13 protein-coding genes are annotated in these 12,902 nt (G+C 34.9%); 6 read left to right on the top strand and 7 right to left on the bottom strand.

Going from position 1 to position 12,902, the window contains the following annotated elements:
* Positions 1–2 precede the first annotated feature (2 nt).
* Complete coding sequence (locus tag ACM55H_RS00585; protein WP_416834653.1) at positions 3–773, bottom strand: type 1 glutamine amidotransferase domain-containing protein; 771 nt, start codon at positions 771–773, stop codon at positions 3–5.
* Positions 774–859: 86 nt separating this feature from the next.
* Here ACM55H_RS00585 and ACM55H_RS00580 point away from each other — a divergent pair, with 86 nt between their 5' ends.
* Positions 860–1,756, top strand: coding sequence for a LysR family transcriptional regulator (locus tag ACM55H_RS00580; RefSeq protein WP_416834652.1), 897 nt, complete (start codon positions 860–862; stop codon positions 1,754–1,756).
* A 125-nt stretch (positions 1,757–1,881) separates the two neighbouring features.
* Here ACM55H_RS00580 and nadD read toward each other — a convergent pair whose 3' ends face one another.
* From nadD to ACM55H_RS00560, 4 genes are all read right to left on the bottom strand, one after another.
* Positions 1,882–2,463, bottom strand: coding sequence for a nicotinate (nicotinamide) nucleotide adenylyltransferase (gene nadD, locus ACM55H_RS00575; protein WP_416834651.1), 582 nt, complete (start codon positions 2,461–2,463; stop codon positions 1,882–1,884).
* Between the two features lie 84 nt (positions 2,464–2,547).
* A complete protein-coding gene (gmk, locus tag ACM55H_RS00570; protein ID WP_416834650.1) occupies positions 2,548–3,123 on the bottom strand; it encodes a guanylate kinase in 576 nt (191 codons plus the stop codon).
* 115 nt (positions 3,124–3,238) lie between these two features.
* Positions 3,239–4,099, bottom strand: a complete 861-nt coding sequence (locus tag ACM55H_RS00565) for a YicC/YloC family endoribonuclease (RefSeq protein WP_416834649.1) — start codon at positions 4,097–4,099, stop codon at positions 3,239–3,241.
* Between the two features lie 97 nt (positions 4,100–4,196).
* Entirely contained in the window at positions 4,197–4,547 is a 351-nt protein-coding gene (locus ACM55H_RS00560; protein WP_416834648.1) for an arsenate reductase family protein, read from the bottom strand.
* A 76-nt stretch (positions 4,548–4,623) separates the two neighbouring features.
* Between ACM55H_RS00560 and ACM55H_RS00555 the strand changes: the two genes are divergently transcribed.
* Positions 4,624–5,079, top strand: a complete 456-nt coding sequence (locus ACM55H_RS00555; RefSeq protein WP_416834647.1) for a DinB family protein — start codon at positions 4,624–4,626, stop codon at positions 5,077–5,079.
* Between the two features lie 93 nt (positions 5,080–5,172).
* Here the strand turns inward: ACM55H_RS00555 and ACM55H_RS00550 are convergent, their stop codons facing one another.
* Positions 5,173–5,916 carry a DUF3298 and DUF4163 domain-containing protein gene (locus ACM55H_RS00550; RefSeq protein ID WP_416834646.1) on the bottom strand — a complete coding sequence of 248 codons (744 nt, stop codon included), beginning with the start codon at positions 5,914–5,916 and terminating at the stop codon, positions 5,173–5,175.
* A gap of 103 nt (positions 5,917–6,019) precedes the next feature.
* Between ACM55H_RS00550 and ACM55H_RS00545 the strand changes: the two genes are divergently transcribed.
* Positions 6,020–7,165 carry a cystathionine gamma-synthase gene (locus ACM55H_RS00545; protein ID WP_416834645.1) on the top strand — a complete coding sequence of 382 codons (1,146 nt, stop codon included), beginning with the start codon at positions 6,020–6,022 and terminating at the stop codon, positions 7,163–7,165.
* A 126-nt stretch (positions 7,166–7,291) separates the two neighbouring features.
* Here the strand turns inward: ACM55H_RS00545 and ACM55H_RS00540 are convergent, their stop codons facing one another.
* Positions 7,292–8,095 (bottom strand): THC0290_0291 family protein, encoded by an 804-nt coding sequence (locus tag ACM55H_RS00540; RefSeq protein WP_416834644.1) that lies wholly within the window; start codon positions 8,093–8,095, stop codon positions 7,292–7,294.
* Positions 8,096–8,372: 277 nt separating this feature from the next.
* On the opposite strand from ACM55H_RS00540, the gene gdhA reads away from it, so the two are divergent.
* From gdhA to recO, 3 genes are all read left to right on the top strand, one after another.
* On the top strand, positions 8,373–9,716 hold the full coding sequence (gdhA, locus tag ACM55H_RS00535) for an NADP-specific glutamate dehydrogenase (RefSeq protein ID WP_416834643.1): 1,344 nt from the start codon (positions 8,373–8,375) through the stop codon (positions 9,714–9,716).
* Between the two features lie 125 nt (positions 9,717–9,841).
* Positions 9,842–12,130, top strand: a complete 2,289-nt coding sequence (gene porZ / locus ACM55H_RS00530) for a type IX secretion system anionic LPS delivery protein PorZ (protein ID WP_416834642.1) — start codon at positions 9,842–9,844, stop codon at positions 12,128–12,130.
* Between the two features lie 37 nt (positions 12,131–12,167).
* Positions 12,168–12,881 carry a DNA repair protein RecO gene (recO, locus tag ACM55H_RS00525; protein ID WP_416834641.1) on the top strand — a complete coding sequence of 238 codons (714 nt, stop codon included), beginning with the start codon at positions 12,168–12,170 and terminating at the stop codon, positions 12,879–12,881.
* Positions 12,882–12,902: the final 21 nt, after the last annotated feature.

Here is a 12,902-nt window from a genome sequence, read left to right as displayed (position 1 = left end):
GTTTATTTTTTTGCGTTCAATTGATTTAATATTTTCTCAGCCACAAGTTTAGAGGAAGCTGGATTTTGTCCTGTAATTAATAATCCATCTTCAACGGCATACGGATGCCAGTCAGCAACTTTGCTATACGTAGCGCCGTTTTTTTGTAAAACATCTTCTAATAAAAAAGGAACTACTTTAGTTAAACCTACCGCTTCCTCTTCGGTATTAGAGAATCCGGTTACTTTTTTGCCTTTTACTAAAAATTCCCCATTTACTTTTACATTTTTCAAAGCTCCAGGAGCATGACAAACGAAACCTACTGGTTTATTGTGTGTGTAAAAAGATTCAATCAATGCGATTGAAGTTTTGTCTTCGGCTAAATCCCAAAGTGGACCGTGACCTCCTGGATAAAAAACGGCATCATAATCTGCTTGATTTACATCCGATAATTTTTTTGTGTTTTTCAGTTTAGCAAGAAGTGCCGTGTCGCTGTCAAATCTTTTGGTGTCCTCTGTCGCAGCTGATGGATCTTCACTTTTTGGGTCAATAGGCGGCTGTCCTCCCAGTGGTGTTGCAATATCAATTTGGACTCCATTATCAGCCAAAGCGTAATAAGGTGCCGCTAATTCTTCGGTCCAAAATCCTGTTTTTTCTCCTGTGTTACCCAATTTATCGTGACTGGTAACCACAAATAATACTTTTTTCATACCTTTTTTATTTATTTTTTGTGCGGTTGCGGTTATGCAACTTACGGTTAATGCTATAACAGCAAATAATGTAATTTTCTTCATGACTGATTTTGTTTGTACAAATTTAGGGCGAATATGCTATTAGTAAAAATAATTTAAATTATGTTTGTGATAAATATATTTATATCATGGTCAATCTAGAATGGTACAGAACCTTTAAATCGGTTTACAAAAATGGAAATTTTTCTTTGGCTGCCAAAGAATTGTTTATCAGTCAACCTGCTGTTAGTCAGCAAATATCAATGTTGGAAGCGCATGTAGGATATAAACTTTTCAATCGAAAGTCAAAAGGGGTAGAGCCAACGGAATATGCCAAGTTACTCAATAATCTAATCATCGAGGCTTTAGACCGATTGGAAAATGTGGAGAATGGTTTTCGTTCCAAAGCGTTTAATGCAAACCGATTGATTTCAATTGGAATTTCGAAACACTTGATGAGCAGTTTGGGAAGTTGCTTAATTTCAAAATTTGATTTTATTGATTTTAGCTTTCATGAAAATGACATGCTTTTTGAATTGGTAGATTCTAAAAAACTTGATTTTGCGGTTGTAACCAAAAAATACGATACGTTTGACACGATTCAGAAAAAGGTGGGTGAAATCAAACAAGTCATTGTAGGTTCAAACACTATTGATGCCTCCGAATTAAAATCGAATATTAAAATTAAAGATTTCACGGCAATCGAACATTGGTTAAACGATCAAAAATGGTTCAGTCATAATGCACAAATTCCACACATCAAATTATTTTGGTTGTATGTTTTCAACAAAAAAAGACCCTCGATGGTTCCCAATTATATTATCCCATCCGAATATGAAATGCTCGAAATACTTTCTAGAAATACTGGAATTGGAGTAGTTTGGGATATAAACGCAAAGAATTTTATTGCTGAAAAAAGAGCACAATTACTATGGAATAGCAAGCAAATGCCAACTACGGAAGTGTTTTTATTATCGGGTAAAAATGAGAATCTGAGTGCTATTTTTGAAAATATTCAAGCGGAATTGAAAAGTGTGTTAAAGTAATTTTATCATAAAGCACTATAGTTTTTATGTCAAATCGAGCGCAGTCGAGATTCTTTTTTGACAGTTGAATTAAAAAAAGGTTTCGACTGCGCTCAACCTGACAAGAATAGAATAAAACGATATTATTACTTCCTGTAAAAATTATTATGATCAATATATTCCCAAACTTTTGGCGGTAACAAAGGCTGCACATTTTTTCCCTTCTTAATATTATCCCGAATAAATGTTGACGATATTTCAACAACTGGAGCATCGATCATGTGAATTTTTGGATGGTCCTTAAACATTAGGTTCTCAGCTTCACTTGAAAGTCGAGGATAGACATAAATTTCATGATGTGCCAGAATTGCTTCGTAGTTTTTCCATTTATGCAAAGATTTTAAATTGTCTTCGCCCATGATTAAGGAGAACTCGTAATTCGGAAATTTTTCTTGTAAATAAACTAAAGTGTTCACTGTGTAATTGGGCTGTGATAACTTAAATTCAATATCCGAAGGTTTGATTTTTGGGAAATCCTCGGTGGCAAGATGTACCATTTGCAAACGATGGTAATCATCAAGTAAAGTACTTTTTTTCTTCAAGGGATTGTGAGGCGTAACCACCATCCACACTTGGTCTAAATCGGCATGTTCCGCCATGTGATTGGCAATGATGAGATGCCCAACATGAATGGGATTAAACGTTCCGAAATACAGCCCTATTTTCATTAATTTAAAGATTAAAAAATTAAATGATTTATTTAAAGATTAGAAATAATTTTGAATTTTTCAATTCTTTAATTTTTCAATCTTTTAATCGTTAACAAAGTTCTTTACCAATTGATATGCTTCCTCAAGAGCAATATTTAAATCGTAGTTTTTTATAATAACATCAAACTGCGGTGCTGTTGCCAGTTCAACCGAGGCTTTTGCAATGCGCATATTGATTTTGTCTTCACTTTCAGTAGAACGTTCTTTCAGTCTTCTTTTTAGTTCATCCACGCTCGGTGGTTTCACGAAAACGGCTAAAGTTTCTTCGGGGAATTTATGTTTGATACGCAATCCGCCAGATACATCAATATCAAAAATCACGTTTTTTCCTTTGTCCCAAATGCGTTCTACCTCGCTTTTTAAAGTTCCGTAAAAATTGTCGCGATACACTTCTTCCCATTCCAGAAAGTCTTCGTTTTTGATGTGCTTTTTAAATTCTTCGGTCGACATGAAATAATAATCTTTTCCATTTGTTTCTTCGCCTCTTGGTGCGCGGGAAGCTGCCGAAATAGAAAATTCAAGATTCAAATCTTCTTTGCTTAATAAATGCCTAACTATGGTAGTTTTCCCCGATCCTGATGGTGCTGAAAAAACGATTAATTTTCCTCCTGTACTCATTTTATGCTGAATTTATTTCAGTATCTATTTATGTTTTCCTGCAAGGTTTTTTTAACCTTGTAGGTCTAATTTATTGTAGAAACCTACAAGGTAAAAAAACCTTGCAGGTTATGACTTATAGAACGTTCAATACCTGTTCTTTGATTTTTTCCAATTCGTCTTTCATCTGAACGACTAATTTTTGCATTTGTGCGTGATTCGATTTAGAACCCATCGTATTGATTTCACGTCCCATTTCTTGAGTAATGAAACCTAGTTTTCTACCATTGGCTTCGGTACCGTTGATAGTTTCAAGGAAATAATCAAGGTGATTGGTTAAGCGCACTTTTTCTTCGGTGATGTCTAATTTCTCTAAATAATAAATTAGTTCCTGCTCAAAACGATTTTCATCAACATTTACTTTTAGTTCTGAAATTGCAGTCTGCAAACGGTCTTTTATCGCCTGAACACGTTCTGGATCAAGTGCTAAAGCTTCGGTCATGTATTGACGGATATTGCCAATTCGCAATTGAAATTCTTTTTCAAGAGACATTCCTTCATCTCTTCTAAAGGTTAAGATGTTTTGTAATGCTTCTTCGATAACGGTTTGGATTTGTATCCAGTCGTTTTCATCAATTTCATCACGTTCTATTTTCATGGTATCCGGCATGCGAATGGCCATTTTCATTAGTTCGGTTTCATCAGCATCAGCATAGACTTCTCTCAACTGGTTGATGTATGCTTTTACAATGGGCACATTGACTTTCGTCGAAGTTTGTTCCGCGGTACTTTCGATAAAAATAGAAAAATCCACTTTTCCTCTTTCCAGTTTTAGGGCAATTTGGTTGCGTAAACCCAATTCCATTTCGCGGTAAAGAGAAGGCATTCTCACATTCAAATCCAAACCTTTACTGTTTAAGGATTTTACTTCTACCGTGATTTTTTTGGTTGGTAATTGCAAAGTCGCTTTACCAAAACCCGTCATTGATTGTATCATATAATTTTCTAAAAGAGGTCAAAGATAAGGAAAAGCCACCGAACACCCAAAGAGGTGAATTACTGATGGTTTTGTTGTGATTTTGATGGTTTTTGGCCTATGCCAAAGCTTTCATTACTTGCAACATGTTTTGCTGTGTATTGCCAATATATATCTTGTCGTTGATAATAAAAACAGGACGGCTTAAGAACGTATAGTGCTCCAGAATGTATTTCTTGTAATCATCTTCGGTTAAAGATTTATTCTTCAAATCCATTGATTTATAAAGTTGTGCTTTTTTGCTGAAAAGCGCTTCATAACTTCCGGAAAGTTCGCGCATTTGTTCCAATTCCTCCGCTGTAATAGGATCTTGTTTGATGTCATGAAACTTAAAATCATGGTCTTTCGGTAATGATTTTATAATTTTTCTGCAGGTATCGCAAGAAGCGAGATAATATATTTTGTCCATGTAAATAGCAATTTCTTTGTGCAAAGAAAAATCATTTGATACGGAAAATGATTATTTTTATCAAAAAATTCGAAAAATGTATCAAACATTCCCTATTACCGAAAACAGTAGAAACACCTTGTCAAAGTTTTTACAAGGATATACATTAGAGCAACTCAATACAATTCCTGCTGGCTATAGCAATAATTTGATTTGGAATATTGGTCATATTGTAGTGGTTCAACAGATGTTGGTTTACAAACTGTCGGGTTTGCCTATGATGATTTCGGATGAAATGGTCGAAAAATATAAAAGAGGAACTAAGCCGGAACAAGACGCAACACAAGCTGATGTTGATGAAATTCAATCATTGCTTTTTGAAACCATCAATCAAACCAAAGCCGATTTAGAGAACAAAGTATTCGAACATTTTCAGGAATTCACTACCATGAACGGTTTTACGATAAAAACTGCCGAAGATGCCATTTCTTTCAACGTCTATCATGAGGCCGTTCACACCGGAATGATGATGAGCATCCGAAAGTTTGTTTAGGAGTTACCCGCTATTCGTTTCAATCTTTTTATTGTTATTGGAGCTGACATATTACAATTTCTAGCGCCTTATAATTCTTAAGGAAAGTCTTGGTTATTTTGCAACCAAATAATCATTCACTTCCTTGTATGATAATAATAGTTCTTTTGGGCCATCCGCATACGATGCCGCTTCATAGGAATTGTAATAAAGAAGCAATCCTCTATCGGTATAGAAAATATTTTGTGGCAGATAAAATTTCTCATCCTCAAACATTAACCCAGTTGCGTTTATAGATTTGTTTTCCGGGATTTTATATTTGGCTCTGAATTTTTTTTCGGCGAAAGCCATAAAAGCATTCTTGTTTTTAAACAATTGATTGTTCGGAATATATTTCCCAGTTTCTGGATTAAAAATTAACGAACGCAATCCTTCATAGCCATGAGCGCCACCGGTAAAGGTGTAATGTTTGATTTCGATGTTCAAAATACTATCCGATTGGTATTTTACACTTCCTTCAATTTTGCCTTCCCAACCAAAAGTGTCTTTCGGAAATTCTTTTTGGAGTTTTTCATAGGAATCAATAAACGAAGTCAACAATCCATTATAATTAGTAGAAGTATATGGCTTTTCGCCAAAATAAATAATCTCCTTCAATACTGAAAACACTTTTTTATTGATGCTGTCCGCAACAACGGGAACATCTTTTGCAACCGGAATTTTTACAGTTATCTGAGGACAATTTTCCTTGCAAGGCAAAGTCGTTTTTTTCTGAAAAGATTGCTCTTCAAAAGCTAATTCGTTAGAACAACGCGCCGCAGAAAAAAGTAATAGAGTAAAAATTATAAAGTGCTTCATTTCAAAATTGTTAATTATATACAAAGGTATCAACTTGCGGCTTGGTTAGAATAAATTAAAAGGTAAATTTGTAAAACAATTCAGCATTTGAAAATTAAACGATATGAAATTTAATACTAAAGTTATTCACGGTGGTCAACACCATGATCCAAGTACAGGAGCAGTTATGCCTCCGGTGTATCAAACGTCAACATTTGTGCAAACAAGTCCCGGACACCCGATAAATCCGGATTATGAATACAGTAGAGCTGCAAATCCTACCAGATCAGCACTCGAAAATGCATTGGCAAGTATTGAAAACGGAACACGAGGATTGGCTTTTTCGTCAGGATTAGCAGCCACAGATTGTATTTTACGTTCTTTCAAAGCAGGTGACGAAATCATTGCGATGGACGATTTATATGGTGGAACGTATAGAATGTTTACCCGTATTTATAAAGATTCAGGCATAAAATTCCATTTTGTGGATATGAATGACATGGAGAAATTCAAGTCATTAATCAATGAAAACACGAAATTGGTTTGGGTAGAAACGCCAACCAATCCATTGATGAAATTAGCCGATATTCAGGAGATTGCTAAAATCACCAAAGAGAAGAAAATCCTTTTTGCAGTTGACAATACTTTTGCAACACCCTATTTACAAAAACCATTAGACTTAGGCGCTGATATTGTCATGCATTCGGCAACTAAATATCTTGGCGGGCATTCTGATGTTATCGCTGGAGCATTGATCGTAAAAGATGAAGCGCTGGGAGAACAATTGCATTTTCAACAATTTGCGACTGGAGCCACACTTGGGCCAATGGACAGTTTTTTGGTTCTTAGGGGAATTAAAACCTTGCATTTACGTGTGGAAAGACATTGTGAAAACGGTGGAAAAGTAGTGGCTTTTTTAAGCAACCACCCAAAAATTAAAAGGGTTTATTATCCAGGATTACCAAGCCATCCGTATCATGAAATTGCCAAAAAACAAATGAGTGGTTTTGGGGGAATGGTTTCCTTTACTTTTGTTTCGGGTAAAAAGGAGGATGCTATTGACTTTCTTGAAAAACTAAAAGTTTTCACTTTGGCCGAATCTTTAGGCGGAGTAGAATCATTAGCCAATCACCCGGCTTTGATGACACATGCATCGATTCCGGAAGACAAACGTGCAGCAATTGGAATTACTGATGATTTGGTTCGATTGAGCGTTGGTATTGAAGATGCCGAAGATTTAATCAAAGATTTGAAACAAGCGTTAGCGTAAATTTATAAAAATAAACAGTCCGATTTCCTCCCTCTCCTTTGGAGAGGGTTGGGGTGAGGAAGGCAACAAAACCCCAATTCTAAACTTCAGAATTGGGGTTTTGTTTTTTATAAAGGATTGTAATTGCTATTGTAAGTAATAAATATATCCAACATTTAACCAAACCAACCAATCGTTAGCTTTGTTTTCTTTGTAAAGTGCCGGATTTGGATTTAATCCGTCTACCCAATTAGAGAAATAATATTGAAATCTTAAATCAATCATTAAATCTCGTAAAGGAGTAAGTTTATAACGGGTTCCTACACTTGATACGACTGACCAAACCGACCCTCCTTCAGTAGAAAAACCATAAGGGCGACCATCTGTAGGGGTTAAATATTTAGGAAAAGTGGTTAAAGGTGTCCCTAAAGGCCCCATTGTTGAATAAGCTTTGGCATTGTAATAACTGAATTGTCCTCCAAGGCTTATGAATGGACCTAAACTACCAATTCTTGAGGTAAAATCACGAATGCTTAATGGAAAATATTCCAGTTGCATTCCTATATTAGTTACAGCGGTACTTCCTCGCATAGCTCGTAATTGATCCGCACCAAGGGAAGTTTTATTTGGTTCTACCCATTCTCCAAAATGTTTCAATTCGGTTTTATTATACGAAAGTTCTGATCTTAATTTAAAATGGTCGTTAAAATAAGTTTCGGGAGTATAACAGTTACATTCAGCTTTGTAAGAGAAATTTAAATAATGAATGATTCCAATTCCAATTCCAGTATTTCCAGAGTTTGTGTTTAAATCGTGACGTTCTCCATAATCAGATTGAAAGGCTACAGGACCAAATATAACTCCTACTTCATGCGAAAAACCAAATTGCGCATTTGTATTATTTGAAAAGCCAAATAAAATAAATAAAGTAAGTATGGTTTGTTTGATCATCAGATGTAAATTTCAAATCTTGACAAATATATAAAAACATCATGCATTAATTAAAATAAACTAAAAATTAAATATAAGTAACCAAATTCTTGTTTGTTTACGAAAACTACAACGTTTTCGTAACAAATGGGGCTTCAAAAGTAGATTTCTTTATAATTGCTTAATAAAAAGATAATTCTGTTGATAATGTCAAAAAAAAAGCTGCAATATTCCTTTAAGATGTATCTTTGTACACACTAACGAAAACGTTTTCTTAAACGTTAATAATCTAATTATTATGTCACAAAGTATTACTACTTTTATCGAAGCGGTTGCTAAAAAGAACCCTAACGAGCCTGAATTTATGCAGGCAGTTTTAGAAGTTGCTGAAACAGTAATTCCTTTTATAGAAGAAAATAAAAAATACCAGAACAAAATGCTTTTGGAGAGAATGGTCGAATCGGATCGTATCATTACATTTCGTGTAACTTGGATTGATGACAAAGGAGAAATCCAAGTGAATAGAGGATATCGTATTCAGATGAATTCTGCAATTGGACCATATAAAGGAGGACTTCGTTTTCACCCTTCAGTTAATTTAAGTATTTTGAAGTTTTTAGCTTTTGAGCAAACGTTCAAAAATAGCTTAACTACATTGCCTATGGGTGGTGGAAAAGGAGGAGCTGATTTTGATCCAAAAGGAAAATCAGATAATGAAGTGATGCGTTTTTGTCAAAGTTTTATGACGGAATTGTGTAAACATATAGGAGCTGATACTGATGTTCCTGCTGGAGATATAGGTGTTGGTGGAAGAGAAGTAGGGTATATGTTTGGTCAATATAAAAGAATCAGAAATGAATTTACTGGTGTTTTAACTGGGAAAGGAATTTCATTTGGAGGTTCATTGATTAGACCAGAAGCTACAGGTTACGGAGCAGTTTATTTTGCTCAAAGCATGTTAGCTACAAAAGGAGATAGCTTTACAGGAAAAACAGTTGTTGTTTCCGGTTCAGGAAATGTGGCGCAATATGCTACTGAAAAAGCAACTCAATTAGGTGGAAAAGTAGTTACTATGTCAGATTCTGCAGGATACATTTATGATGCTGATGGAATTGATGCAGAGAAACTAGCTCACGTAATGGTAATCAAAAATGAGTTAAGAGGTAGAATCAGTGATTATGTAACTAAATATCCAAATGCAAAATACATTGCAGGAAAACGTCCTTGGGATGTGAAATGTGATATTGCATTACCATGTGCTACCCAAAACGAATTGAATGAAGACGAAGCAAAAGCTTTAGTGGCGCACGGATGTATCTGTGTTGCTGAAGGAGCTAATATGCCTACGATGCCAGATGCAGTAATTGTTTTTCAAAAAGCAAAATTATTATTTGCTCCGGGAAAAGCATCTAATGCTGGTGGAGTTGCAACTTCAGGTCTGGAAATGTCTCAAAATTCACTAAGATTGAGTTGGAGTTCTGAAGAAGTTGATGAAAGATTGAAAGGAATTATGTTGAATATTCATGCTTCTTGTGTGAAATATGGTTCTGATGCTAACGGTTATGTTGATTATGTAAAAGGAGCCAACATAGCAGGATTTGTAAAAGTAGCCGATGCTATGCTAGCTCAAGGAGTAGTATAAATCAGGTTTAATTATAATTTAAAATGCCTTCTACCGATATTAAGGATAGAAGGCATTTTTTTTGTGTAACAAAATTCTAATACTTCCGTTTGTTCTATATTTGTAAACCAATATTCCTGCAAATAATGAAAAAGAGCGTTTTATGTTTTTTGCTTTTACTTTTTATCCAAATGGGTTTTGCCCAAAGTAATCTGTTGTGGCAAGGATATTTCTCTTATAATGAAATTAAAGACGTTTCAGAATCTACAACTGCAGTTTTTGCCGCTTCAGAAAATGCTTTATTTTCTAAAAATATAGCAACAAGCCAGATTAAAACTACCAATACCATCGATGGACTTTCCGGAGAAACCATTTCGGCATTATACCACAGTGCAACATTCAATAAAACAATTGTAGGATACAAAAACGGATTGTTAATAGTCATCAACGAAGTTGATGGAACCATGCTCAATGTGGTCGATATTATAAATAAACAACTTCCTTCAAACATAAAAAAAATCAATCACTTCATGGAATTTGAAGGCATTGCTTATGTCTCCTGTGATTTTGGAATTGTTCAATTCAATTTGGCTACCATGCAATTTGGTGATACCTACTTTATTGGTACCAATGGCGCTGAAATAATAGTGAACCAAACAACATTATTTAATGGATTTATTTATGCAGCTACTAATAACGGTGTAAAAAGAGCCGATATAAGCAATAAAAACTTAGTGGATTTTAGCCAGTGGGAAACTATCGCTGCTGGAAACTGGTCTGGCGTGGCAACCTTAGGTTCAGATTTGTTTGCTGTTAATGCTTCAGGATACATTCATAAATACGATGCGAGTGCTAATTTGTTTATGGGATATTTAGCGCTTTCATCACCCGCTTTGGATATGAGAGCAACTGCCGGTTATTTGATAATAACGACTCTAAACAGTATTTATATTTACAACAGTCAGATGGTTTTGGTGCGCCAAATAAACACAAACCAAATTACAGCAAGCACTCCGAGTTTTAATTGTGCTACAATAATAGGTGACACCATTTTTATTGGAACAAAAGAAGACGGATTGATTACCACTTCAATTTCTTCAGTTGCGACTTTCGAAAATACAACTCCAATTGGTCCTTCACGGAATAATATATTTGCGCTTCAAGCGACATCAAATTCGCTTTGGACCGTTTATGGGGATTATACAGTAGATTACAATCCGTATGATTTAGATAGTTATGGTGTGAGTAAATTTAGCGCAACAGGATGGTTGAATATTCCCTATGAGAAAGTTTTGGGAGCTAAATCTATGACCAGAATCACGGTTAATCCCAGTAATGAAAACGAAGTGTATGTGAGTTCTTTTTTTTCAGGATTGCTGAAAATTGAAAATGATGAACCGAAAATTTTATACAATCAAACCAATAGTGGTTTAGAATCATTAACATTTGTGGGTCCAAATTATATTGATGTTCGAATAAACGGAGCTGCATTTGATAAATCCGGGAATCTTTGGGTAACTAATAGCAGAATAAAAAACGGATTGAAAGTATTGAAATCTAGCGGTCAATGGCAAAGTTACGCGATGGATAATATTCTTGATTTAGCGATTGACAATAGTTTTGGAAGAATGGCAATCGATAAAAATGGAACGAAATGGCTAACCACCAATAGAGATGGTATTATTGGTTTTAACGAAAGTAACAATAAATTTAAAAAAATAACAACAGGTACTGATACTGGGAATCTGCCTATTGCTGACGTAAGAGCCGTTGCTGTAGATACCAGAAACCAACTTTGGATAGGAACCGCAAAAGGATTACGAATTTTATCAAATGTTGGAAGTTTCTTGTCTGAAGATAAATTAACGACCAATTCCATAATTATTTTAGAAGATAACTTGGCACAAGAATTATTATACGAGCAATTTATTACTGATATTGTTGTTGACGGAGCAAATAATAAATGGATTGGTACAGCAGATTCAGGTGTTTTTTTAGTGTCGCCAAACGGTCAAGAAACAAAATATCATTTTACGACCAGCAATTCCCCTTTGCCCAGTAATGTTATAAATGACATTGATATCAATAGCGTAACAGGTGAGGTTTTTATCGCTACCGCCAAAGGTTTAGTTTCTTTCAAAGGGGTTTCGACTGCTGCCAATGAAGATTTAAGCAATGCGTATGTGTACCCAAATCCAGTGCGACCTGAATATCAAGGAACCGTTAAAGTTGCCGGGTTGCTGGATAAAGCCAATATTAAAATCACCGATATTGAAGGAAATCTGGTTTATGAAACCACTTCCGAAGGCGGAACAATAGAATGGGATACCACCGCTTTTGGGAAATATAAAGTCGCTTCGGGGGTGTATATGATATTTATTTCGGCACAAGACGGAGTGGAAACGAAAGTTAAAAAAGTAATGATAATAAGATAATTCTGGGTTTTAGAAGATTTAAAACCAACACCTAAAAATGCTCGTAAAAACCAAAGCCATCGTACTTTCATCCTTAAAATTTCAAGAAAAAAGCTTGATTGTGAAATGCTTCACGCTGTCGCATGGTTTGAAATCTTATTTTGTTCGGGATGCTTTTTCTTCCCGGAAAGCCAATCAAAAAATTGCTTATTTTCAACCATTGACCATTCTTGAAATTGAAGCGGTTCATAAGAATAAAGGCACTTTGGAAAATTTCAAGGAAATAAAAATCGCTTCTCCTTTTCATTCCATTCATTCGGATATTTATAAAAGTACGATTGTGATGTTTATTTCGGAAATGTTGCACCATTCGATTCATGAAGAAGAAAAAAATGAGCACTTGTTTACTTTTCTGGAAACTGCTTTGCATTGGTTGGATAACCACGCTGAAATTGCTAACTTTCATTTGATTTTATTATTGGAAACCACAAAATATTTGGGCTTTTATCCTGATATTTCTGATATGGATATGCCTTTTTTCGAAATGAACGAAGGCGTTTTTACGCCCTTTCATGCTATCAGTTCGCTTACGGAACATGAAAGTAATTTATTCAAAAAACTGATTGATTTGAAATTCGATAACAATCAAAAAATATTCCATGTCATTGAAAGACAAATGGTTTTAAGAATACTGATTGATTACTACAGTTTTCACTTGGACGGCTTTAAAAAACCAAAATCTTTAGACGTTTTGAAAGAAGTTTTCTCTTAGAAAGCAATAAAAGGATATTTT

This window comes from Flavobacterium cryoconiti, from assembly GCF_048158645.1.
GTDB classification, from domain to species: domain Bacteria; phylum Bacteroidota; class Bacteroidia; order Flavobacteriales; family Flavobacteriaceae; genus Flavobacterium; species Flavobacterium cryoconiti.
Note: the sequence above shows the minus strand (reverse complement) of the source record. Positions and strands in the feature narration are given on the sequence as shown.

What these genes read in the sequence shown, in the direction of transcription:
- ACM55H_RS00585 (WP_416834653.1), bottom strand. Translation starts at nt 773, where the DNA reads ATGAAGAAAATTACATTATTTGCTGTTATAGCATTAACCGTAAGTTGC.
- ACM55H_RS00580 (WP_416834652.1), top strand. Translation starts at nt 860, where the DNA reads ATGGTCAATCTAGAATGGTACAGAACCTTTAAATCGGTTTACAAAAAT.
- nadD (WP_416834651.1), bottom strand. Translation starts at nt 2,463, where the DNA reads ATGAAAATAGGGCTGTATTTCGGAACGTTTAATCCCATTCATGTTGGG.
- gmk (WP_416834650.1), bottom strand. Translation starts at nt 3,123, where the DNA reads ATGAGTACAGGAGGAAAATTAATCGTTTTTTCAGCACCATCAGGATCG.
- ACM55H_RS00565 (WP_416834649.1), bottom strand. Translation starts at nt 4,099, where the DNA reads ATGATACAATCAATGACGGGTTTTGGTAAAGCGACTTTGCAATTACCA.
- ACM55H_RS00560 (WP_416834648.1), bottom strand. Translation starts at nt 4,547, where the DNA reads ATGGACAAAATATATTATCTCGCTTCTTGCGATACCTGCAGAAAAATT.
- ACM55H_RS00555 (WP_416834647.1), top strand. Translation starts at nt 4,624, where the DNA reads ATGTATCAAACATTCCCTATTACCGAAAACAGTAGAAACACCTTGTCA.
- ACM55H_RS00550 (WP_416834646.1), bottom strand. Translation starts at nt 5,916, where the DNA reads ATGAAGCACTTTATAATTTTTACTCTATTACTTTTTTCTGCGGCGCGT.
- ACM55H_RS00545 (WP_416834645.1), top strand. Translation starts at nt 6,020, where the DNA reads ATGAAATTTAATACTAAAGTTATTCACGGTGGTCAACACCATGATCCA.
- ACM55H_RS00540 (WP_416834644.1), bottom strand. Translation starts at nt 8,095, where the DNA reads ATGATCAAACAAACCATACTTACTTTATTTATTTTATTTGGCTTTTCA.
- gdhA (WP_416834643.1), top strand. Translation starts at nt 8,373, where the DNA reads ATGTCACAAAGTATTACTACTTTTATCGAAGCGGTTGCTAAAAAGAAC.
- porZ (WP_416834642.1), top strand. Translation starts at nt 9,842, where the DNA reads ATGAAAAAGAGCGTTTTATGTTTTTTGCTTTTACTTTTTATCCAAATG.
- recO (WP_416834641.1), top strand. Translation starts at nt 12,168, where the DNA reads ATGCTCGTAAAAACCAAAGCCATCGTACTTTCATCCTTAAAATTTCAA.